Source organism: Butyrivibrio sp. AE3004, from assembly GCF_000703165.1.
GTDB lineage: Bacteria > Bacillota > Clostridia > Lachnospirales > Lachnospiraceae > Butyrivibrio.
The window spans coordinates 2,777,497-2,797,594 of record NZ_JNLQ01000002.1 but is presented as its reverse complement, the minus strand read 5'-3'; the positions used below and the strand labels follow the sequence as shown (position 1 = coordinate 2,797,594).

At 41.7% G+C, this 20,098-nt stretch carries 24 protein-coding genes and 1 pseudogene; 21 read left to right on the top strand and 4 right to left on the bottom strand.

The genetic code is table 11. The features are described from left to right. Positions 1-14: 14 nt before the first annotated feature. From BV60_RS0115075 to BV60_RS0115065, 3 genes are all read left to right on the top strand, one after another. Positions 15-305, top strand: coding sequence for an STAS domain-containing protein (locus tag BV60_RS0115075; RefSeq protein WP_029323053.1), 291 nt, complete (start codon positions 15-17; stop codon positions 303-305). Between the two features lie 84 nt (positions 306-389). Next, positions 390-734, top strand: coding sequence for a hypothetical protein (locus BV60_RS0115070; RefSeq protein ID WP_029323051.1), 345 nt, complete (start codon positions 390-392; stop codon positions 732-734). Continuing rightward, positions 721-1,086: a phospholipase D-like domain-containing protein gene (locus BV60_RS0115065; protein WP_029323049.1), complete on the top strand. Its 366-nt coding sequence runs from the start codon at positions 721-723 to the stop codon at positions 1,084-1,086. The genes BV60_RS0115070 and BV60_RS0115065 overlap by 14 nt, the downstream gene beginning before the upstream one ends. Positions 1,087-1,440: 354 nt before the next feature. Here BV60_RS0115065 and BV60_RS0115060 read toward each other — a convergent pair whose 3' ends face one another. The 4 genes from BV60_RS0115060 to BV60_RS0115050 all read right to left on the bottom strand — a co-directional run bounded on the left by BV60_RS0115060 (position 1,441) and on the right by BV60_RS0115050 (position 4,574). Then, positions 1,441-1,866, bottom strand: a complete 426-nt coding sequence (locus BV60_RS0115060) for a tyrosine-type recombinase/integrase (RefSeq protein WP_197029574.1) — start codon at positions 1,864-1,866, stop codon at positions 1,441-1,443. A 228-nt stretch (positions 1,867-2,094) separates the two neighbouring features. Beyond that, positions 2,095-2,430, bottom strand: a complete 336-nt coding sequence (locus BV60_RS24235) for an MFS transporter (RefSeq protein ID WP_330376345.1) — start codon at positions 2,428-2,430, stop codon at positions 2,095-2,097. A 44-nt stretch (positions 2,431-2,474) separates the two neighbouring features. Further along, positions 2,475-2,873, bottom strand: coding sequence for an MFS transporter (locus tag BV60_RS24230; protein WP_051656780.1), 399 nt, complete (start codon positions 2,871-2,873; stop codon positions 2,475-2,477). Between the two features lie 159 nt (positions 2,874-3,032). Then, on the bottom strand, positions 3,033-4,574 hold the full coding sequence (locus BV60_RS0115050; RefSeq protein ID WP_029323046.1) for a DUF5597 domain-containing protein: 1,542 nt from the start codon (positions 4,572-4,574) through the stop codon (positions 3,033-3,035). 140 nt (positions 4,575-4,714) lie between these two features. Here BV60_RS0115050 and BV60_RS0115045 point away from each other — a divergent pair, with 140 nt between their 5' ends. The 18 genes and pseudogenes from BV60_RS0115045 (at position 4,715) to BV60_RS0114960 (ending at position 20,051) form a co-directional block, all read left to right on the top strand. Beyond that, positions 4,715-5,563: an AraC family transcriptional regulator gene (locus BV60_RS0115045; RefSeq protein ID WP_051656779.1), complete on the top strand. Its 849-nt coding sequence runs from the start codon at positions 4,715-4,717 to the stop codon at positions 5,561-5,563. 279 nt (positions 5,564-5,842) lie between these two features. Further along, positions 5,843-6,367 (top strand): annotated as a pseudogene (locus BV60_RS0115040) (transposase); the annotation flags it as partial. Between the two features lie 214 nt (positions 6,368-6,581). After that, positions 6,582-6,707: a hypothetical protein gene (locus tag BV60_RS24050; RefSeq protein ID WP_255358125.1), complete on the top strand. Its 126-nt coding sequence runs from the start codon at positions 6,582-6,584 to the stop codon at positions 6,705-6,707. A gap of 116 nt (positions 6,708-6,823) precedes the next feature. Beyond that, complete coding sequence (locus BV60_RS0115030; RefSeq protein ID WP_029323042.1) at positions 6,824-7,243, top strand: hypothetical protein; 420 nt, start codon at positions 6,824-6,826, stop codon at positions 7,241-7,243. Then, on the top strand, positions 7,233-7,499 hold the full coding sequence (locus BV60_RS0115025; protein WP_029323041.1) for a hypothetical protein: 267 nt from the start codon (positions 7,233-7,235) through the stop codon (positions 7,497-7,499). The genes BV60_RS0115030 and BV60_RS0115025 overlap by 11 nt, the downstream gene beginning before the upstream one ends. A 297-nt stretch (positions 7,500-7,796) precedes the next feature. Then, positions 7,797-8,360 carry a hypothetical protein gene (locus BV60_RS0115015; RefSeq protein WP_242840987.1) on the top strand — a complete coding sequence of 188 codons (564 nt, stop codon included), beginning with the start codon at positions 7,797-7,799 and terminating at the stop codon, positions 8,358-8,360. A 2-nt stretch (positions 8,361-8,362) separates the two neighbouring features. Beyond that, positions 8,363-8,908 carry an NUDIX hydrolase gene (locus BV60_RS0115010; RefSeq protein WP_029323036.1) on the top strand — a complete coding sequence of 182 codons (546 nt, stop codon included), beginning with the start codon at positions 8,363-8,365 and terminating at the stop codon, positions 8,906-8,908. A 60-nt stretch (positions 8,909-8,968) separates the two neighbouring features. Next, positions 8,969-9,463: an HIT family protein gene (locus BV60_RS0115005; RefSeq protein WP_029323035.1), complete on the top strand. Its 495-nt coding sequence runs from the start codon at positions 8,969-8,971 to the stop codon at positions 9,461-9,463. Between the two features lie 155 nt (positions 9,464-9,618). Then, on the top strand, positions 9,619-9,915 hold the full coding sequence (locus BV60_RS23875; protein WP_051656777.1) for a CDP-alcohol phosphatidyltransferase family protein: 297 nt from the start codon (positions 9,619-9,621) through the stop codon (positions 9,913-9,915). Then, positions 9,912-10,052, top strand: a complete 141-nt coding sequence (locus BV60_RS24535) for a CatA-like O-acetyltransferase (RefSeq protein ID WP_442856308.1) — start codon at positions 9,912-9,914, stop codon at positions 10,050-10,052. Before BV60_RS23875 ends, BV60_RS24535 begins: the two co-directional genes overlap by 4 nt. 118 nt (positions 10,053-10,170) lie before the next feature. Then, positions 10,171-10,842, top strand: a complete 672-nt coding sequence (locus BV60_RS0114995; RefSeq protein WP_081846715.1) for a helix-turn-helix domain-containing protein — start codon at positions 10,171-10,173, stop codon at positions 10,840-10,842. A 113-nt stretch (positions 10,843-10,955) separates the two neighbouring features. After that, positions 10,956-11,435, top strand: a complete 480-nt coding sequence (locus tag BV60_RS0114990) for a DNA-deoxyinosine glycosylase (protein WP_029323033.1) — start codon at positions 10,956-10,958, stop codon at positions 11,433-11,435. A gap of 322 nt (positions 11,436-11,757) precedes the next feature. Beyond that, positions 11,758-12,399 (top strand): bifunctional 4-hydroxy-2-oxoglutarate aldolase/2-dehydro-3-deoxy-phosphogluconate aldolase, encoded by a 642-nt coding sequence (locus BV60_RS0114985; protein WP_029323031.1) that lies wholly within the window; start codon positions 11,758-11,760, stop codon positions 12,397-12,399. Between the two features lie 339 nt (positions 12,400-12,738). Next, positions 12,739-13,806, top strand: coding sequence for a mannonate dehydratase (gene uxuA, locus BV60_RS0114980; RefSeq protein WP_029323029.1), 1,068 nt, complete (start codon positions 12,739-12,741; stop codon positions 13,804-13,806). Between the two features lie 129 nt (positions 13,807-13,935). After that, positions 13,936-15,432 (top strand): mannitol dehydrogenase family protein, encoded by a 1,497-nt coding sequence (locus tag BV60_RS0114975; protein WP_029323027.1) that lies wholly within the window; start codon positions 13,936-13,938, stop codon positions 15,430-15,432. Beyond that, positions 15,429-16,829, top strand: a complete 1,401-nt coding sequence (gene uxaC / locus BV60_RS0114970) for a glucuronate isomerase (RefSeq protein ID WP_029323025.1) — start codon at positions 15,429-15,431, stop codon at positions 16,827-16,829. The genes BV60_RS0114975 and uxaC overlap by 4 nt, the downstream gene beginning before the upstream one ends. A gap of 30 nt (positions 16,830-16,859) precedes the next feature. After that, positions 16,860-17,957, top strand: coding sequence for a sugar kinase (locus BV60_RS0114965; RefSeq protein ID WP_029323023.1), 1,098 nt, complete (start codon positions 16,860-16,862; stop codon positions 17,955-17,957). Between the two features lie 324 nt (positions 17,958-18,281). Continuing rightward, entirely contained in the window at positions 18,282-20,051 is a 1,770-nt protein-coding gene (locus BV60_RS0114960; protein WP_029323021.1) for a glycoside hydrolase family 13 protein, read from the top strand. Positions 20,052-20,098: the final 47 nt, after the last annotated feature.

Below are 20,098 nucleotides of genomic sequence, written 5' to 3'. Positions count from 1 at the left end.
GTGAGGAGAATTATATGGTCATTACAAAAAGCTTGAACGGAACTGAAGAGACCTTTAAGGTGGAAGGAAGGCTAGACACTCTGGCTGCCCCGGCTCTGCTTGATGAGCTGGAACAGATGGATGATCATGTCGACAGTCTGATATTTGATTTCTCCGAGCTTGAATATATCTCATCCATGGGTCTTCGTGCACTGGTCATTGCATCTAAAAAGGTGAATGGGGCGCTCGTCATAAAGAATGTATCCCCAAGAATCATGAGCATATTAAGTATAACCGGTCTTGACAATACAATCAGAATCGAATGAACAACCAAAAAAAGGGCTGTCGCTTTAGATGATTAAATCAATCTGAACCAGCGTGCCTGTGACAAGAAAAAGAAGAATCTGAAGATGGAAGAACGGGCAGAAAGAGGCATTGAAAGTGAAGAAGAAATGCCGCTTGAGCCGGAAGAAACCATTGATGAAGAGGCTTCTGAGGAAGAAATTAAAGAGCTGGAACAGGAAGAGTTTGAAGCCCTTATGGAAAAGCTGGATGAGACTTACGAGGACATGATGGAAGAGGCATCCGAAACAGCTGAGCTGGATGAGAATCTGGATGAGATGGCAGAAGCTCTTTCCGGATCCATGACACCGGAAGACCTGGAGCAGCTTAAGGTGAAACACAGATCGGATGAAGCAAGGGACATCTTAAAAGCTGACCTAAAATATCTAAAAGGATCTTTTGGAAGCAAATAAGGAAATTGTTATTTCAAGTCCAGGCTTAAATCATTCTAAAGTTGATTCTTTTATTAGGCTTGTAAAGAAAAAACAGGAAGATGGGATCAGAATAACTGTTGTCACCTTTAACCCAGAAGGATATCCGGAGGAAAGGATTAAAGATACCAAAGGAATTGTGCAGTTATTAAAGGACAACGGAGTAAACGTCAGAATACAGGATCACATGCATGAACACTATGCAATTATTGACAATGAGATTGTGTGGTATGGAAGTATGAATCTACTATCCAGAGCTAAGCCTGATGACAATCTGATTCGAGTTAAGAGTAAAGAAGCAGCGCTTGAACTATTGGAGCTTACTTTTGGATAATCAAAGATACAGATATGTTTTAAAGATTGATATCGCTGCTGTAAATATTGTTTGTTATTCAATAAATATGAATATCTTTTATCATACGAAAGTGGGTCAGAAATTGGACCAAAAAAGAAGGTGAGTCCGCAAGGCTCCTTTCCATGCGGGTTCCAAGACGTCACAAAAGTTCGATCCCGGTCGCCGGCAGTAATGTGTATGGCTGTAAACTTAGATTTTATCTGAGTTTGCAGCCTCTTTCTTTGTTTTATACATTTGGTACAAATCAGTACAATTTTGGTACAAGTCAGAAGATACCAGCATTTGAATGACTTAAATTGCATACAATGATATACATAAAACGTGTATATTTATTTAGCAGATGCTTAATGCATTCATGAGCTGATCTTCAATATTCTTAGGTTCTTCCACTGTTTCGTTGATATAATGCTCTGTCATAGCCCTATTTGAGTGTCCCAAAGTTTTCTGCAAATATGCAGTTTCTACACCGGCAGCCTTCAATGTTGATGCAACAGTGAAACGTAATTTGTGGCTGGACTTGTAAGGAACACCTGCATCATTACAGTATTTCCTAAGACGTTCATTAAAGGTATCATTGTTGATGGTTTTACCATGGCACATAAAGAGATATTCCCCATCAGGGTTAATCTCGTGAGCGTTCTTAATGATTTCTACAGCCTCAGGGACAAGATAGATATCTCTTACAGAGTAGTGAGCATTACCTTTGGGAAGTTTTTCATTAATATGCCTGGGAGTCTTCTTTACCTTCAGATGTGTCATATCAACAGAAAACAATGATTCTTCTACAAGCTGATACCTTCTACTGTCCTGATTTTTTCATCTGACTCTATCTTATATTTGGACATAAAAATACTCCCTCCTAAGTAGTACAAGATTTTTATTATTTCTCTTGTCTACCTAGAAGGGAGCATATCACTTTAGATGATTAAATCACTAAATTAGTGCGACAGCCCCCAAAGGCTTGTAAAACATTATTAAGAGTCTTTATTACTTATCCCACGTATGCTTTCCTTCTTCAAGATCTGCTCTGATCTCTGAAACACGTTTATCAGAAAGCTTGTACCATATCAGAGGGATACATGAAACCAGGGAAAGGATAGCAGGCAGTATGTTGACCATGAAGTTGATGCCAATCTGTGTGGACGGCGTCTGCTGCGCGTTGGGAACATAGCCTACTGCCTCCAGCAGCAGTACCACGGGAGCACATATTGCTGTGGCCAGCTTAACACCAAAGCTCAGCATAGATGTTGCAAGTCCTTCTTGACGTTTTCCAAGCTTCCAGTCGCCATACTCAAGAGAGTCGCCGACCATACCATAACAGATTGCGGGAGCACCAAATCCCAGTGAGCCTATGAAAGATGCACCTATCAGGTAAACAGGATTGCTGTTGCAAGGATCTGACGGACTCTGGAATCAATGGCAATAACGTTCAACAGAGCCTGATAAGCAATAGAGCAGGCTGTGTATGCCATTCCTGCGCCAATATAGCATACGGCGCATAGTATAATTTTCAGCATTCCCTGAACCGGGAACACAGTAAACGTCAGTATATTAAAGATTGCAAGTACCGGCGGCGCGAACATAAGATAAGGGCGGAATCTGCCCCAGCGGCTGTTGGTCCTGTCTGCGATCTGTCCCATCATAGTATCATTGACCGCATCCCAGATCCTGGCGATCAACACGATAGCAGAAATTGCGACACCTGACAGACCTACTACGTCAGTGTAGAAAATATTAAGATAATTGTTGATCATGTACCAGCTCATCTGGCAACCGATCTCTCCCAGTGCATATCCCCCAAGCAGTTGCGGACTCGCTTTTTCATGTTGGATTTATGCCGATGCATTTGTCTTTCCCATAAGAAGAAACCTCCTGTCTTAAAAAATTAAATGTTCATGTTCTTTTTGTCTGTCACTGAAATCGTTTTAGAATTGATACAGTGTAACCATCATTGCTTTTGGAATGTCCCCAAATCTCAGACTCATTTTCTCATCGCCGTTCATAACGCGCTCCTTCAGCCACTTACCATCCTGCACCGTTCCTTCTTCCAGCTTAAGTATATCCATCTGTTTTTTATTTCCGGGCTTAACACTGAACTTTATGGAACAGTCAAGTCCGATGACAAGGAAACGGTTATCATCCAGCTCCACAGCCAGGCAGGCGCCAAGAGGTTTGCCGGACTGCCTTGGTCCATAGGAAACGGACAGATCATAATCCTCAAAGCGAAGGAAAGCGCTGTAATCTGTCTCACCGTGACGTACACAGGCCTGAAGATGGCTGCTGCCTCGATTCTGGAGATAAATGGGCTCCAATTCTTTCAGCAGACCGTAGGTTGCAGAGAGGCAGTCCCGGCTTCCGGTGATATCGAAAGCAGAAGGATCAATGTTCAGGGCAATCATAACCTCCATGGGTGGTCTGTCAACCTGGTCGGGATCCAGATTCAGATCCTCAATACCGAAGGGTGAAAAGCAGATGGCATTCTTTGCCCCAAATGCATAAAGAGCATAAGATGATGCCACGGCATCCTTGCGGATCTCCGGAATGAAAAGAGGGTTATCAGGTGTTGCATATTCATCCATCACATCTGCACAGTACGGAACGTAAACATCAGGGCCTAAAGTGAACAGAGACGGAGCTGCAATACGCCAGATATGATGAACTTTAGTAACCGGTCCTCCTGAAGGATAAGAGCCTGGGAACCATGGGCTTTGTCTGAGCCATGCATTTGCATAGCAGGGCAGGTCATAAACCTTCTTGCCACTTGATGCGATTCTCTCTACAGCCGTTGCGAAATGCCACGCCATAAAGCACTCTCCCGCATCTTCACCAAAAACATCTTCCCAGTTGCCCTGCCGTCCCACAGCATCGGACAATACTGTCGGCACCGGTGAAAAGAATGCGGCATCTGCATCGGCGCTATAGTCGCGGTCTGTACCAAGCAGGCCAATTTCATTTTCCACCTGCATCACAATGACTGTATTCTCCGTCTCATCCAGCGTCCGAATACGTTCCATGACAGCTGTGAATGCCAGACGGTCGCGTTCCACTGCCGCATCACACAGGGGTGATATGGTTGTCATCCGCTCGCCGTTGCACTTTTCTGCCCGGAAATACTTTTCGGCGTCCTTCTTCATCCAGGCAGGTACATACATGGATTCAGCGTTTTTCCAAAGACCAAACCACAGAAAACACAGCTTCATATTTTCCTTACGGGCCTTTAGTATAAGACCGTCCACGGTGGAAAAATCAAAGCACCCGTCTTCCGGTTCGATCAGCTCCCAGTAAAGAGGTACTATTACGGAATTCATGTTCAGCCCTCGAAGAGCCGGCCAGATCTGCTTCTCCATAAATGAAAGTTCAGATGCGCTTGAGTTGTGGATTTCCCCGCTTCTCATGAAAAAGGGCCGATCATGAACATAAAGGGTCGGGATGCCTTTTTCATCTCGCTTAACAAAGGGAATGCTCATATGGAATACTCCTTTCTGTCAATAATAATTACCTTTCAGTTATTTTCATACTAATATTGTAACTTGACATATTTGGAAACTCCATATTAATATACTAATATCCATATAAAATTATTAATGTATGTCATGGAGATTGCAGGATGCACTACACTTTCAGGATAAATCAGCGTCAGTACCGGAAAACTCCGCTGATTCTCCGCAATCTGGGTACCGACTATAATCAGGATGATATCGACCGACCTAAAGGTTTTCCCATCTGGCAGATTTTGTACGGGGTTTCCGGAAGCGGTAAGTTTAGTTTTGGCAGTACCCGTGGAGTTTTGCAGCCCGGGCAGATTATCCTGCTGTATCCCGGGGAAGCCCACAGCTATCGCAGTATGGAAGGTGACTGGTATGTACACTTTCTTGGTTTCGACGGCAGCCTCTGCAAGGAACTGCTCTTTACGCTCGGAATGACCCGCTCCGGTATTTACAGCCTGTCATCACCGGATAAGTTTCTGCGCCACGTAAGCGCCCTGGAAGAACTCATGAGCCAGCGAAAACCGGGGTGCCTTACCGAATGTTCCAAAGAGCTGTACGCCCTCCTTCTGGACCTGGTAGAGAGCATGACCCTGCTGCCGGACTATCTCCTTACAGAGAGCACCAGCCTTGGGCGGGAGATGATACTCTATCTGGAAGACCACTTCGCCGAGGATATTTCGTTGGATGAACTGTCTAAACAGTTCGGGCGTACACCTGAGTACCTGAGCAGCTTTTTTAAGGAGAGCACCGGCGAAACGGTCATGAAATATCTTCGTCGTATCAGGATTCATCACGCTCAGGTTCTGCTGATGACATCTCCTGACACCGGGCTGAGTGATATTGCAAAAGCCTGTGGTTTTAACTCATCAAGCTATTTCTGCAAGGTTTTTCGTGAGACTCTGGGGATGACTCCTCAGTCCTTCAGAATGGGTATCACAGAAAGGGGTTGTCGCACTAATTTAGTGTGACAGCCTTTTTGACGCCCAGCCTCTCAGGCATCCGTACTGAAATGTTTGTTTTCGTCTGCGGTGTGATTTTCTAAAACTCATTAAGCATCAAATGCCTCATTTCGACCTTGCTCAGAGAAATCGGCATTTGATGCTTTCTTCGTTTTGAAAATCAACATCCTAGTCCGAGAACTGCACATTTCTGTACAGATATCTGAGGGGCTGGGCTGTCAGTAAATACCTTCACTTAACAATAAAACCAGACTTCGAAAAGCCTGGTTTCTGCGGTGAAATATATTTATGCTACTAAATAAAATCTTACAAGGAGATTATACCGTTTCTTCCTTGTATCATCAAATCAAACTTCCGCTCGACATAGAAATTTCTATCCCATCCGATGATCCGGTGCGCCTGGTAAGTGCATTTGTGGAGGAGATGGATCTTTCTGATCTGTATAAGACTTATGACAGAATCAGAAAGAATCAAGCCTCACTGCATCAGATGCTGAAGATTGTCATCTATGCGGCAATGAACAAAATCTATTCTAGTCGTGATATTGAGTCTTTCTGTAAGAGAGATATCAACTTCATGTATCTTCTGGACGGAGCTCCTGCTCCAGATCACTCCACCATAGCTAGATTTATATCCATTCATCTCTCACAGTGTGCTAAGCGTCTTATGGCACAGGTTGGAACTATACTGCTCGAACTGGGAGAAATATCAGGCGAAAACATCTTTATTGATGGAACTAAAATAGAGTCAGTAGCTAACAAGTATACATTTGTATGGAAAAGAGCTGTATCTAAAAATATGATAAACTTTTTACACACTATGTCTGAGCCGGCCACAATCGGTGCAAACATTGGAATAATTACTGTTAGTTTCTTTTATGGATTGGTGATTGTGGCGTTGATATTTGCACTCAGAGAACGCTTTTTGCCAGGAGTACGTTCCTATACTTTCTGCTGTTCCTTGATCTGGACTTCTTCAAGAGACGCCTCAGTGATGCACCTGATCTTATAGGCTTTTGAAGCTATTGATGGAATGTAAGACTATAAGTGAGACAGCTGCATTCTTTAACATGACGGAGAAGTTTATTGAGGAAATCGAGAGAGGGGCGCTTAAGACTCTTCGTGATGGGATGAATGATGGTAAAATTGTATAAGAACATTTATGATCTGTGGTGCCAAAATGGCACCGCCAATTTCATAATCAAAATAAAACTGAGGAATACAAGGGCTTTAATTAAAATAATATAGGATTATTACCAGGAAAAAAATTATGGATTGGGAGTTGAGTAGGCAGCATCTTCTTAGTGGTTATGTACCATATGTTTTAGTGTTATTAGTTGCATTTCTTATTTTGCATGTTATTGGAAAGAGACAACGTTGTGGGCACGCTGTTCTTTCTTTCATTTTTTCTTTTTATCTTAAAGAAATAGTCGAAAATCATATAGCTGAATGTGAAGATTGCAAGAAATACTATAGTCAGCTTAAAGATGGGGCTACACATACCGCTGAAAGATCCCGGCATGATCAGAGGATAATAAAATCTATAAGCAAGGAAATACGAAGAAAGCGTAATATAGCAGTTGGTGTTGCAGTCATAATAGTCACACTTATTGCTGTTGTGGCATTGTTCAGCACTGTTGACGCATATGGTTTCAGGAGAGTTTTCGGAGAAAAGTGGGGTGTCAGCTGAAGTTGTCGAATTGCATAATAAAGAGATGGAGTTGAAAAAGCAGATTAAGGCGCTGGATAATGATAATATTACCAATATACGGGTGGATATGGCTTGCAATGTTAATGATAATAGTATAAGCGAAGCATGCATCTATATTGTTAGTAAAGACGACATTGAAGATGCTGAGATGAAAAGCAGGATCAGAGAAATTACTGCACAATGCCTTGAAATAGAGACTACAAATATCGAAGTTATATATGGGGTAGCTGAGTAAATTATAGGCAATGTTTTATGTAAAGGGTACTGCGACATATGCTATTTGGCTATGTAAAATACATTTTTTATTCGGTAAATGGTAGTGCCCTTTACTACACGAAATTGGTACAAATTTGGTACAAAAAAGAGGCGTGGTCGGCGAAGCCCCTTTCTCTGCGGTTTCGCGAGACTACTAAAAGTTCGACCCCGGTCGCCGGCAGTAAGAGAGAAGCAGTGATGCTTCTCTTTTTTGTTGCCATCTTGTACTATAAAAGAGTGTGCATATATGTTGGATTGGGGAAGGGGAGGCTTAATTATGGTTATACATCCAATTGAAGGATCTGATATTCAGATTTTTTTCAGTAATCTTGAAAAAGATGAGGCGTGGGAAAAGATAAGAGAGAAGAAGTATTCAAAGATCATTGCGCATTATCTGTTATCTTATCTGCATGATGATGTTTACTTTATCCAAAATGTGGCACAGGTGCTGGCGCCAGGTGGTATGTTCTCTGTTAATCATTACGGAGAAGCAGTGAAGGAATACGATTTCTGGGAAAAATGTTTAACTGAAGCGGGGCTTGATATTTCTTTTGCCCTTAAAAAGAGACAAGAAAGAAGGCAGGCAGACGCAGAGTTTGAGGCGCTTTTATCAGAGAACTTCGATAGTGTAGAAAAGATAGCGCTTCCGGGGCCATTAGTATTCGATAGCACAGATGCTCTTTTTGACAGAGTGCAAATGAAATACCCCGAGGGCGGGAAATATCTTGAGGACAACAGGGATGCTATAGAAAAATATTTTGAAACTGTGTTGCTGAAAGATGGCTCTGTTACTGTAGATATGGATAGCACATTTTATCATTGTTATAAGAGAGAGGGTTAAGGATGGATAATAAGCTCTTTCCGGAGAGGCTTGATAGAAACAAAGTATATGAATGTGGAATATTTTCGTTATATACAGATAAAGTCAAGCTTCCAAGTGGGTATATCATTGAAAAATATCACCAGATTCATCACCATCATGAGGGTGTTTCAATAGTTGTCTTTAATGATAAAGATGAGATATTGATGATCAGAGAAATGCGATATACTGTGGGACATCTGGAGTGGGAAATTCCTGCGGGCGGAGTAGAAGATGGAGAGTCAATAGAAGAAGCTGCCAGAAGAGAGGTTATGGAAGAAACCGGATGCACAGTGAAAGACCTTAAGTTCTTGTGCTCTCAGAATCCGTCAAATGGTATGTCAGATCAGGTGATGCATGTTTTCGGTGCTAAGGTGGATTCTGAAGGACGGATCAATGATACTGATGAAGTAGCAGATAAAGTATGGATGCCAATTGCAGAGGTGAAAGAGCTTCTTAGAAACAACCAGACAAAGGATGGCATTGCTATTTTGGCAATCCTTTTTGCATTACAGTTTTATGAGTATTGACCTTGCCCTAAGGGAATACTTTATCCTTGTAGATGAAAACAAATATGCAAAGGGGAGGCTATGACCAGAAAAGATATATTAGGGAATGAAATTAAGTCTGAGTGCGTAGGATGCGCAATTGGGCGTGGCGAGGTGAATCTTCCCGGGGGAATTATTTATGATGGGGAGTCAATTATTCTTGCGGCAGATCCGGAGATTCCAATTCCCGGTTTTCTAATAATTACAAGTAAAAGACACATTCAGTCTTTTGCGGAATTAACTGCAGACGAGAGAACTGAGATAGGAAATACAATAGCAATTGCAGAAAGAGCTCTAAAGGAACTGAAAATTGCTGAAACTGTTACTTTGGTGCAGGAAGAACGCTCCAAGCACTTTCATATATGGATTTTTCCTAATCAGGAGTGGATGCTGGAAAAATTCGGATATGGTTTGCAGTATCTGCGTGATATCAATGCTTTTGCCAAAGATAATGCTTCTGATGCGGATATTGAAAACGTGATAAGTACTGCCGAAGAAATCAAGAAATACATAGAAAGCGAAGACAAATATGACTAAAATCATTCCAATAAAAGAGCTAAAAATATAAGAAACTGCAGCAAGAGAGCTTCCTAAGGATATTGAAGAAAGAGTACAAGTTTACTGGAATGAACTTACAGCAAAGTACCCGGGGATGTTTAATGGGGCGTTATATTCTGTAATCAATATCGGATATGGTCGATGGAATCATCGCGAGGAAAACAAATTCAGTCAGTGAATTTGGATCGAGATTCGATTCAATCGCTGATTTTGTATTTGTGGCCGTTTGTCTGGTAAAGATTCTTTCAGTAATAGATAATTCGGTATGGCTGTATGCATGGACGGCGGTTATCGCTTTAATAAAGATAATCAACATTCTTTCCGGGTATGCCATGCAGAAGAAATATGTTGCGGTGCATACGACGATGAACAAGGTGACGGGCGTGCTGCTTTTCATGTTTCCGCTGACATTATCAATAATCCCTTCATGATATGGGGAAGGTACAGAAAAAAGCTGTTTCGATATTATCTGCCGATATCATTTCAATTCCATCATACACAGATGGATGGTGCCCATGCAGGTAGGTTTCTTGCAAATCTACAAAATGAAATCAAGCAGTTACGATAGCAAATTTGTCGGGCTGATAATAAGCAAAACCGAAAGGTATTCCGTCCGACTCTACTCTCCGTAGGTACCATATTTTATGGTGCTGATTTACAATCTGTGCATGGAGGTAAGAACGAATATGAACCAATATGTTACAGGTGCAGTGATTAAGGAACTGCGGGAAAAGAACAGGATGACACAGCTTCAGCTGGCTGAAAAGTTGGGAGTGACTGATAAAAGCATCTCAAAATGGGAAACTTCGAGAGGGCTTCCAGATATTACCCTGCTGGAGCCTATAGCTGAGGTATTTAAGATTTCAGTTACGGAGCTGATATCCGGCAATACCATTCATAATGCGAATGTATCCGCAAATATGCTGCGGTCTAAATTTTATGTCTGCCCGGTCTGTGGGAATGTAATACACAGCATGGGCGAAGTGGCGATTCATTGTCATGGCATCCAGCTTATTCCTTTAGAGGCAGAGCATTCAGATGAGCATCACATGGTTTTCATCGAGCGCGTTGAGGATGAATACTATGTGCGGATTGACCACAGCATGACGAAGGAGCATTATATTTCGTTTGTGGCGGCGGCTTCATCCGGTGATATGCAGATAGTAAAGCTTTATCCGGAGGGAGGTGCTGAGGCACGGTTTAAGATCAAGGAAGTCAGAAGAATCTTCTTTTACTGTAACCGTGATGGCCTGTTTTCAATCGATCCGGTAAAGGGCATTGATGACAAGGAAAGCGGATATGATGATTCCAAGGAACGAAGGGAACTGGAAAAGGCAGCGGACATGCTGTTTGGATAGGAGACAGTCGGTTATGGACAATACAACTGAATTGCTTGGTTGCGGTGGAACTCAAGAGAAGAAAATTTAAGACATCGTATTTAGGGCAGCATGATCCCGGAGGATAACAAAGAATGATCATTCATCCTATTGAGCCTGTTTTTAATAATGAATCTGAAGTATTGATTTTGGGAAGCTTTCCGTCAGTTAAATCACGAGAGGCTATGTTTTTCTACGGGCATCCGCAAAACAGGTTCTGGAAGGTCATAGCGTCGTTATATGATGAGGAGATTCCGACCAATATAGAAGAAAAGAAAGCTCTCTTGCTTAAAAATCATTTAGCAGTTTGGGATGTAATAGCACAGTGTGATATTGAAGGTTCCTCTGATTCATCAATAAAAAATGTGGTGGCGAATGATCTTTCTGTCATACTTGATAATGCACAGATCAAGGCTATTTATGTTAATGGAAAAACAGCTGAGAAATATTATAAAAAATATATTGAGAAAACAATAGGAAGAAAAGCTATATGCCTTCCTTCCACGAGTCCGGCAAATGCAATGTGGAGCTTCGACAGACTCTTAGAAGAATGGCGTGTGATTTTGGATAATTGAGAACCGTGTTTTATGGCATTGGTGACAGAGGAACTAGGTCTGATTTTTAATCATTGATGGTTGTTGCAGGATATGCAGCAGCCATTTTTTTATAAAAAATTACTCTGTAATTACTATAAAAAAACTCCACTATGGATGCTGAAATTAGCACAACATAGCAATTTTTGCAATGCGAGTGGCAAACGTTACAATGGGATTTGAGGATATGGAAAGGTATTATGTAACAGTCAGGAATACCTCATCGGTCAGCGTATGCTGACTGATCCCCTTTTGGGGAAGTTTTTAGAGATGGGATGAGGATTTTGGTGGAAGGAGAATAGGCATGTTTGAGGAAATAAAAGAAAAATTTGAAAAGATCGGAATCATTCCGGTTGTGGTATTAGAGGATGCAAAGGATGCACACCCGCTTGGAGAGGCACTTATGAAGGGCGGTCTTCCTGCAGCAGAGGTTACATTCAGAACAGATGCGGCAGAAGAGGTCATAAAAATTCTTTCGAAGGATTTTCCCCAAATGCTTGTTGGAGCAGGCACAGTACTTACCTGCGAACAGGCAGACAGAGCAATGGCAGCAGGTGCAAAGTTTATAGTTGCACCCGGTTTTAATCCTACTGTAGTGAAGCATTGTCTGGAGAAGGGCTACCCTGTAACTCCCGGTGTTCAGACTCCCAGTGAGATGGAGCAGGCAATGGAACTCGGACTTGATTTTGTAAAGTTTTTCCCTGCTGAACCTGCAGGCGGACTTTCAATGATAAAGGCATGCGCAGCACCATATACAAAGCTTAAATTTATGCCTACAGGCGGAATAAATAAAGATAACGTAAGAGACTATCTTGGATTTAAAAAAATAGTTGCCTGCGGTGGAACCTGGATGGTAAAGGGAGATCTTATCAAGGCAGGAGATTTTGATACAGTTGAGAAACTTACCAGAGAAGCAGCAGATATTGTTAAAGAAATCAGAGGCTGAAGCTTTCTCATATACAGATGCCGGACATAGTTTCTTAAATGTAGTGCTGTTGTCATCAAATGCATCGTTTTTTTACGCAGAATAAATTGTCATTCTGCAAGACGGAAGAATGAGTCGTACCCCGGATTATTTTATATTAACTCGATTAAATGATTGAATAATAATTCCGGCAGCAGACCTGCATGAGTCATACAAAAACATGTATTTATAGAGGAGTAAGTCAGAAAAGAAATTTAGTTGTTTTTTAGAAATGATCAATAATTTATAGATTTTTGAACGCATTTTCATTTTGTGTTCAGGAAGTCATGGGAAAACAAAAATCGGAGGTTATACAGAATTATGGAAATGACACTTAGATGGTACGGAAAGGATTTTGACACCGTAACACTTGAGCAGATAAGACAGATTCCCGGAGTAAAGGGAGTTATTACAACACTTTATGATACAAAGCCGGGTGAAGTGTGGAGCCGTGAGAGAATAAAGGCAATGAAGGCAGAAGTTGAGGCAGCAGGACTCAAGGTAGCAGGCATTGAGAGCGTTAACGTTCATGAGGACATTAAGCTTGGAAAGCCCAGCCGTGACCAGCTTATAGATAACTATATCGAGACTCTTAAGAACCTCGGTGAAGAGGACATTCACATGGTATGTTACAACTTCATGCCTGTATTTGACTGGACACGTACCGAGCTTGCAAGAAAAAGACCTGATGGCTCAACAGTTCTTGCATATACTCAGGAAGCTGTTGATGCACTGGTTCCCGAGGAAATGTTTAATTCAATCGCAGGTGACACAAACGGCTCTGTTATGCCGGGATGGGAACCTGACAGACTTGCTCATGTAAAGGAGCTTTTCGAGGAGTACAAGGATATTACAGATGAGGATCTGTTTGAGAATTTGAAGTATTTCCTTGAGAAAATAATGCCTGTATGTGATAAGTACGACATAAACATGGCTATACATCCAGATGATCCCGCATGGCCGGTATTCGGACTTCCTAGAATCATCATCAATAAGGAAAACATCCATCGCATGATGAAGATGGTTGATAATCCGCATAACGGTGTTACCTTCTGCTCAGGCTCTTATGGAACAAACTTAGAGAATGACTTACCTGATATGATAAGAAGCCTCAAGGGAAGAATTCATTTTGCACATGTTCGTAATCTTAAGTTCAATTCTCCTACTGATTTTGAGGAAGCTGCGCATCTTTCAAGCGATGGAAGCTTTGATATGTATGAGATTGTTAAAGCACTATATGATATCGGATTTACAGGACCTATCCGTCCCGACCATGGACGTATGATCTGGGGAGAAAAGGCAATGCCCGGCTATGGTCTTTATGACAGAGCACTCGGAGCAGCATATATCAACGGACTCTGGGAAGCTATTGAAAAAAGTAGTAAATAAGAGGCTTATTTAGGTTCAATAGTAAAAAAAGTTATAAAGATAATTAAGGAGAGCAGTCTAAGGCAATAGCTAATGATGGCGTCAAATTGATTATAGATAAAACCGTAGATCGAAATAAGAGGAAGAGAGATGAAATTAACTAACGAAGGAATTAAGGATAGAGAAGCCTGGGAGAAAAAAGGCTATAGCCTTCCCGGTTATGATAGAGAAAAAATGGTTGAAAAGACCAGAAAGAACCCTACGTGGATTCATTTTGGTGCCGGAAATATTTTCAGGGCTTTTCAGGCAAATGTAGTAGAGAAGCTGTTAAATGAAGGAATAACAGATACAGGTCTTATTGTTGCAGAGGGTTATGATTACGAGATCATTGAAAAATATAACAGACCCTGCGATGACCTGAGTATACTTGCAACACTAAAGGCTGACGGAACAGTTGAAAAGAAGGTAGTAGGCTCTATAGCAGAGTCATGCATACTGGATGAGGAGAACAAAAAGGAAATCGGAAGACTTCGCGAGATTTTCCGCAGTTCCTCGCTTCAGATGGTCAGCTTCACAATCACAGAGAAGGGCTATAAAACCCGCGCATACATGGATAAGGTTGTGGGCCTTCTTTTGGAGAGATATAAAGCAGGAAAACTTCCGATTTCAGTTGTTTCAATGGATAACTGCTCACACAACGGAGACAAGCTTAAAGAAGCTGTAGTTGAAATCGCAAATGAGTGGGTTACAGTCGGAAAATGTGAAAGCGGATTTACAGACTATATTACAGACAAAGAGCTAGTGGCTTTCCCTCTTTCCATGATCGATAAAATAACACCCCGCCCGGATGATACGGTTAAGGAAATGCTTATTGCTGACGGAGTTGAAGGCGCAGAGCCTATTGTTACCACAAAGCATACTTACGTTGCAAATTTCGTTAATGCAGAGGAAACGGAATATCTGGTTGTTGAGGATCTTTTCCCCAACGGAAGACCTGAGCTGGAAAAGGGCGGAATCATTTTTACAGACAGAGAAACAGTTGATAAGACAGAGAAGATGAAGGTTTGCACATGTCTTAATCCCCTTCATACCTGCCTTGCGATTTTCGGCTGCCTCCTTGGATATACAACAATTCATGATGAAATGGACGATGCCGCTCTGAAAAAAATGGTGACAATCCTTGGTAAGGATGAGGGAATGAAGGTGGTTGTTGATCCTAAGGTTCTTTCACCCGATGAATTCCTGGATGCAGTGCTTACAAAGAGACTTCCCAACCCGTTCATGCCTGATACACCGCAGCGTATAGCCTGCGACACATCACAAAAGCTCCCAATCCGTTTTGGTGAGACAATTAAGGCATACAGAGCAAGTGACAAGCTTAGCACAGACAGCCTTAAGGTAGTTCCCATGGTTATCGCCGGATACTTAAGATATCTTGAGGGAATCGATGATGAGGGAAAAGAATTCGAGCAGAGCCCGGATCCGCTTCTTTCAGAGTTAAAAGCACTTTCTCCCGAAGAAGTATTAAAGAGAGAAGATGTTTTTGGTGTTGACCTCTATGCGGACAGCCTTGCGAACAGAGCACTTGAGCTTTATGAAAAAATGAAGGGCAATGGTAATGTAAGAAAGGAACTTGAAAGTCTATGATGAATTTTATGGATAAAGATTTCCTGCTTTCAAATAATACGGCTAAAGAGCTTTTTGAGGCAGTTAAGGATGAACCGATTATAGATTTTCATAATCATTTAAACCCAAAAGAAATCTACGAGGACAAGTGCTTCGACAACATGGCACAGGTCTGGCTCGGAGGCGATCATTATAAATGGCGTGCCATGAGAGCAAACGGGATTTCTGAGAAACTGATAACCGGTGACGGTGATGATTTTGAGAAGTTTATGGCATGGGCAGAAACGGTGCAGAACCTTATAGGTAATCCTTTATATCATTGGACACACCTTGAGCTTCAGAGATACTTTGGAGTAGATGAGCCTCTTAATCCGGATAATGCTAAAAAGATATGGGATAAATGCAACGAGATGCTGCATAAAAAGGAGTTTTCAGTAAGGAACCTTTTAAGAATGCAGAATGTAGCCGTGCTTTGCACGACCGATGACCCGGTAGACAGTCTTGAATGGCATAAGAAAATTAAAAAGGACGGCTTTGAGATCAAGGTACTTCCGAGTTTCAGACCTGAGAAGGCATTAGGGATCGAAAAAGAGGGCTTTGCCGATTATATTGGGACTCTTAGCAGAACCGTAGAATTCCATCTGGGTGATTCAGAGTCTATTTTAAAAGCACTTGAGCTCAGACTTTCTTTCTTCCTGGAAAATGGATGCAGAGTTTCAGATCATAGTCTTGAGGGACTTTTCTTTGTTCCGACAACGAGAAAAGAAGTTGATAAGATTATAAGCGATAAGCTTGAAGGAAAAGAACTTACCGAGGAACAGATTGGTAAATATAAAGGATACATGCTGACAGAGCTTGGAAAAATGTATGCTAAGCATGATATCGTTATGCAGCTTCATATCGGTGCTATCAGAAATAATTCAGAGAGATTTTTCAAAAAGCTTGGAGCCGATACCGGTTTTGATGCACTTAACGACTTTAACTATGCACCGCAGTTATCGGCACTTCTTTCCGCTATGGATTTAAATGACGAGCTTCCAAAGACAATATTGTATTGCCTTAATCCTAAGGATACGGAAATGCTTGTAGCTATGGCAGGAACCTTCTGCGGCAATGAAAAAGGAATAAAGAGCAAGGTTCAGCCCGGAGCAGCCTGGTGGTTCTGTGACCATAAAAACGGTATGGAGAGACAGATTGAGGCTATGTCTGATGGGGGACTTATCTCCACATCGATAGGTATGCTTACTGATTCGAGAAGCTTTTTGTCCTTCCCCCGCCACGAACTCTACCGCAGAATTTTGTGCAACAAGATCGGCACATGGGTAGAGAACGGAGAGTATCCAAAGGATGATGCTTATTTAAAAAATATGGTTAAGAACATCTGCGGAAAAAATGCAGCAGAGTATTTTGGATTTTGAAATATAAAACTTTAGACTGGGAGACAAGAAATGGATTTAAAACTTAGAGATAAAAAAGATTGTAAATATGATGCGGTTTCACTTGGCGAGGTAATGCTCAGATTTGATCCCGGCGAAGGACGAATTCGCACAGCAAGACAGTTCAAGGTATGGGAAGGAGGCGGAGAGTATAACGTTATCCGCGGTCTTAGACGCTGCTTTGGAATGGATACAGCTGTAATCACAGCTTTTGCTGATAACGAAGTAGGACACCTTGTTGAGGATTTCATTCTGCAGGGCGGCGTGGATACAAAGCTCATTCACTGGAAAAAAACTGACGGAATCGGACGTGAGTGCAGAAACGGAATCAACTTTGTAGAAAGAGGCTTTGGAATCAGAGGAGCACTTTCCTGCTCAGACAGAGCAAACACTGCAATTTCACAGGCTACAGATAAGGAATTTGACTTTGACTATATCTTTGGCGAGCTTGGAGTTAGATGGTTCCATACAGGCGGAATATATGCAGCTCTTTCAGAACAGTCAGCAGATACCGTTGTAAAGGCGATCAAAACTGCAAAGAAATATGGAACAGTGGTTTCCTACGACCTTAACTACAGAGCTTCCATGTGGTCAGCAATTGGTGGCCAGAAGAAGGCACAGGAGGTTAATAAGGAAATCGCAAAGTACGTAGACGTAATGATAGGAAACGAAGAAGACTTCACAGCATGCCTTGGTTTTGAGATTGAAGGAAACGATGAGAACCTTAAAGAGCTCAATCTTGATGGGTATAGAAAGATGATCGATGAAGCTGCTAAGGTATATCCGAACTTCAAGGTAGTTGCAACCACACTTCGTACTGTAAAAACAGCTACAGTAAACGATTGGTCAGCTCTTTGCTGGGCAGATGGACAAATCTTCAAGGCTAAGGACTATAAGGGACTTGAGATTCTCGACAGAGTAGGCGGAGGAGATTCCTTCGCATCAGGTCTTGTTTACGGACTTATGACAACAGGGGATGCTGCAAAGGCAGTTGAGTACGGTACAGCTCACGGTGCACTTGCCATGACAACACCAGGCGATACAACAATGGCAACCTGCGCAGAGGTTGAAGCTATTATGGGCGGCGCCGGTGCAAGAGTAAAGCGATAAGAACGTAGTGAACTTTATAATTTAAGACTTCTTGTGTGCAAAATCGGAAATGTGCTCAAGATGATATATAGTTGAGAAAAACACTAAAAGGAGAAACATGATGAGAGTTATGTTTCTCCTTTTTTTTATCGTATAGGATATGACGTTGTAATTCCTATACGATAAAAAACGCTCCGATATGGATGCACATTGGTGCGAGAGGATTTTGAAGAACAATTATCGAGAATTTTTTGTAAAGTTTGAATTTATATATTGATTTATTAGAAGTAATAGGTTATATTCTTAGCAACAGCGGAAAACGTTTTCCAACAAGAAGGAGAATTTATGAACTTAAGTGCTATATACCATAGAATGTCAGAACAGTATTGCTATCCACTTGATCAGGATCAGCTTATTATCAATATCAAAACCGGCTATGATGTAGACAGGATATATATCTACCACGGAGACCCCTATGATGCGGGGATCATGGGTGGAAGTGAGAAATGGAGCGGCAGGAAGGAAGAGATATATTTCAAAAAGAGGCTTAAGGATCACATCTGGTGGACGACAACTCTTCGCCCTGAGTACAAGAGATGTAAATACTATTTTGAGATTCATTCTGGTGATGAGTGCATCTACTATTTTGAGGATGGTTTTCTTACCGAGGAAGAGATGAATCAGGAGGGAAAGACCCTTTCTCATTTCATCATGCCGTGGATGAATGCTGCGGATGTATGCAAAACTCCGGGCTGGGTAAATGATACGGTGTGGTATCAGATTTTTCCCGAGAGATTTTGTAACGGTGATGAGAGCATAAATCCTGAAATTTGTATGGAATGGCAGAGCGGAAAAGTAGGAATGCATGACTACTACGGCGGTGACATTCGGGGTATAAGGGATAAAATTCCTTATCTGAAGGAACTTGGAATAACGGGCCTGTACTTAAACCCTGTGTTTGAAGCACACAGTAACCACAAGTACAACACCAGGGATTACAAGAAAGTGGATCCGTCTTTCGGAACAAATGAGGATCTTAAGATGCTGGTCAAAGAAGCGCATGAGGCTGGTATAAAAGTAATGCTTGATGCGGTTTTCAATCACACTGGCTCAGACCATCCCATGTGGGTGGATATTCTTGAAAAAGGTCAGGAATCAAGGTATGCAGACTGGTACATGATAAATAAATGGCCGGTTGAGCAGGGGCGCGACACCAGGGACGGAAGATATTATTCCTTTGCTTTTGCGGAATATATGCCAAAGCTCAATACCAATAACCCGGAGGTACAGGATTATCTATTGGATATCATTAGATTCTGGATTGATGAATTTGATATTGACGGCCTGCGGTTTGACGTGGGAAATGAGATTTCACACTCTTTTCTTAAAGCTGTGAGATATATGACCAAGCGTATGAAGGACGACTTTTATCTTCTCGGAGAAATCTGGCATGATTCAATGTCATGGCTCCACGGAGATGAGTATGACTCAGTTATGAACTATCCTCTTTCAACTGCAATTGCAGATTTCTGGGTATATAAAAACAGAGGAAGAGAGACCTTTGAGTATGATATAAACAGATGCTTTACCATGTATTACTCACAGGTAAATGATGTGCTGTTTAATCTACTTGACTCACATGACACAAACAGACTATTTGAAAAAGCTGAGAAAAACGAAGATATATTCTACCAGCAGCTTGCTGTGCTTTTCACAATGCCTGGAAGTCCCTGCATATATTACGGAACAGAGGTCATAATGGATGGGACATACGATCCTGACTGCCGCAGATGTATGCCATGGGATGAGATTGATGCAGGGAAAAAGGATGCAGAGATTTCCGAGATGAAGAAGCTGATCGGAATGAGGCAAAATCTTCAGGCATGTAAGAGCAGAAACTTTCATTTCCCTAACGATATAGAAAAGGACAGGGTAGTGGAATATCTTAAGATTGGTGAGAATGAGAGTCTTCAGGTTTATCTGAACTGCGAGAAGGAAGATGTAAAAATAAATTTAAAGGATAACGCGGAGGTGGTTTACAGCCGCAAGTGGAATCAAAATGATGACGGAAGCGGATTGCTTGGGGTAAACGGTATTTTGATTATAAAAGTATGATTTCATGAGCATGTTTACATTTTTTGTGCAAGAAGTCATAATATACT

Coding starts and splice junctions, on each gene's coding strand:
- BV60_RS0114985 (WP_029323031.1), top strand. CDS start 11,758: ATGTTTGAGGAAATAAAAGAAAAATTTGAAAAGATCGGAATCATTCCG.
- BV60_RS24050 (WP_255358125.1), top strand. CDS start 6,582: ATGGAATGTAAGACTATAAGTGAGACAGCTGCATTCTTTAACATGACG.
- BV60_RS0115075 (WP_029323053.1), top strand. CDS start 15: ATGGTCATTACAAAAAGCTTGAACGGAACTGAAGAGACCTTTAAGGTG.
- BV60_RS24230 (WP_051656780.1), bottom strand. CDS start 2,873: ATGAGCTGGTACATGATCAACAATTATCTTAATATTTTCTACACTGAC.
- uxuA (WP_029323029.1), top strand. CDS start 12,739: ATGGAAATGACACTTAGATGGTACGGAAAGGATTTTGACACCGTAACA.
- BV60_RS24535 (WP_442856308.1), top strand. CDS start 9,912: ATGATATGGGGAAGGTACAGAAAAAAGCTGTTTCGATATTATCTGCCG.
- BV60_RS0114990 (WP_029323033.1), top strand. CDS start 10,956: ATGATCATTCATCCTATTGAGCCTGTTTTTAATAATGAATCTGAAGTA.
- uxaC (WP_029323025.1), top strand. CDS start 15,429: ATGATGAATTTTATGGATAAAGATTTCCTGCTTTCAAATAATACGGCT.
- BV60_RS0115015 (WP_242840987.1), top strand. CDS start 7,797: ATGGTTATACATCCAATTGAAGGATCTGATATTCAGATTTTTTTCAGT.
- BV60_RS0115050 (WP_029323046.1), bottom strand. CDS start 4,574: ATGAGCATTCCCTTTGTTAAGCGAGATGAAAAAGGCATCCCGACCCTT.
- BV60_RS0114995 (WP_081846715.1), top strand. CDS start 10,171: ATGAACCAATATGTTACAGGTGCAGTGATTAAGGAACTGCGGGAAAAG.
- BV60_RS0115030 (WP_029323042.1), top strand. CDS start 6,824: ATGGATTGGGAGTTGAGTAGGCAGCATCTTCTTAGTGGTTATGTACCA.
- BV60_RS0115060 (WP_197029574.1), bottom strand. CDS start 1,866: ATGACACATCTGAAGGTAAAGAAGACTCCCAGGCATATTAATGAAAAA.
- BV60_RS0114965 (WP_029323023.1), top strand. CDS start 16,860: ATGGATTTAAAACTTAGAGATAAAAAAGATTGTAAATATGATGCGGTT.
- BV60_RS0115005 (WP_029323035.1), top strand. CDS start 8,969: ATGACCAGAAAAGATATATTAGGGAATGAAATTAAGTCTGAGTGCGTA.
- BV60_RS0115045 (WP_051656779.1), top strand. CDS start 4,715: ATGCACTACACTTTCAGGATAAATCAGCGTCAGTACCGGAAAACTCCG.
- BV60_RS23875 (WP_051656777.1), top strand. CDS start 9,619: ATGGTCGATGGAATCATCGCGAGGAAAACAAATTCAGTCAGTGAATTT.
- BV60_RS0114975 (WP_029323027.1), top strand. CDS start 13,936: ATGAAATTAACTAACGAAGGAATTAAGGATAGAGAAGCCTGGGAGAAA.
- BV60_RS0114960 (WP_029323021.1), top strand. CDS start 18,282: ATGAACTTAAGTGCTATATACCATAGAATGTCAGAACAGTATTGCTAT.
- BV60_RS0115010 (WP_029323036.1), top strand. CDS start 8,363: ATGGATAATAAGCTCTTTCCGGAGAGGCTTGATAGAAACAAAGTATAT.
- BV60_RS0115070 (WP_029323051.1), top strand. CDS start 390: ATGGAAGAACGGGCAGAAAGAGGCATTGAAAGTGAAGAAGAAATGCCG.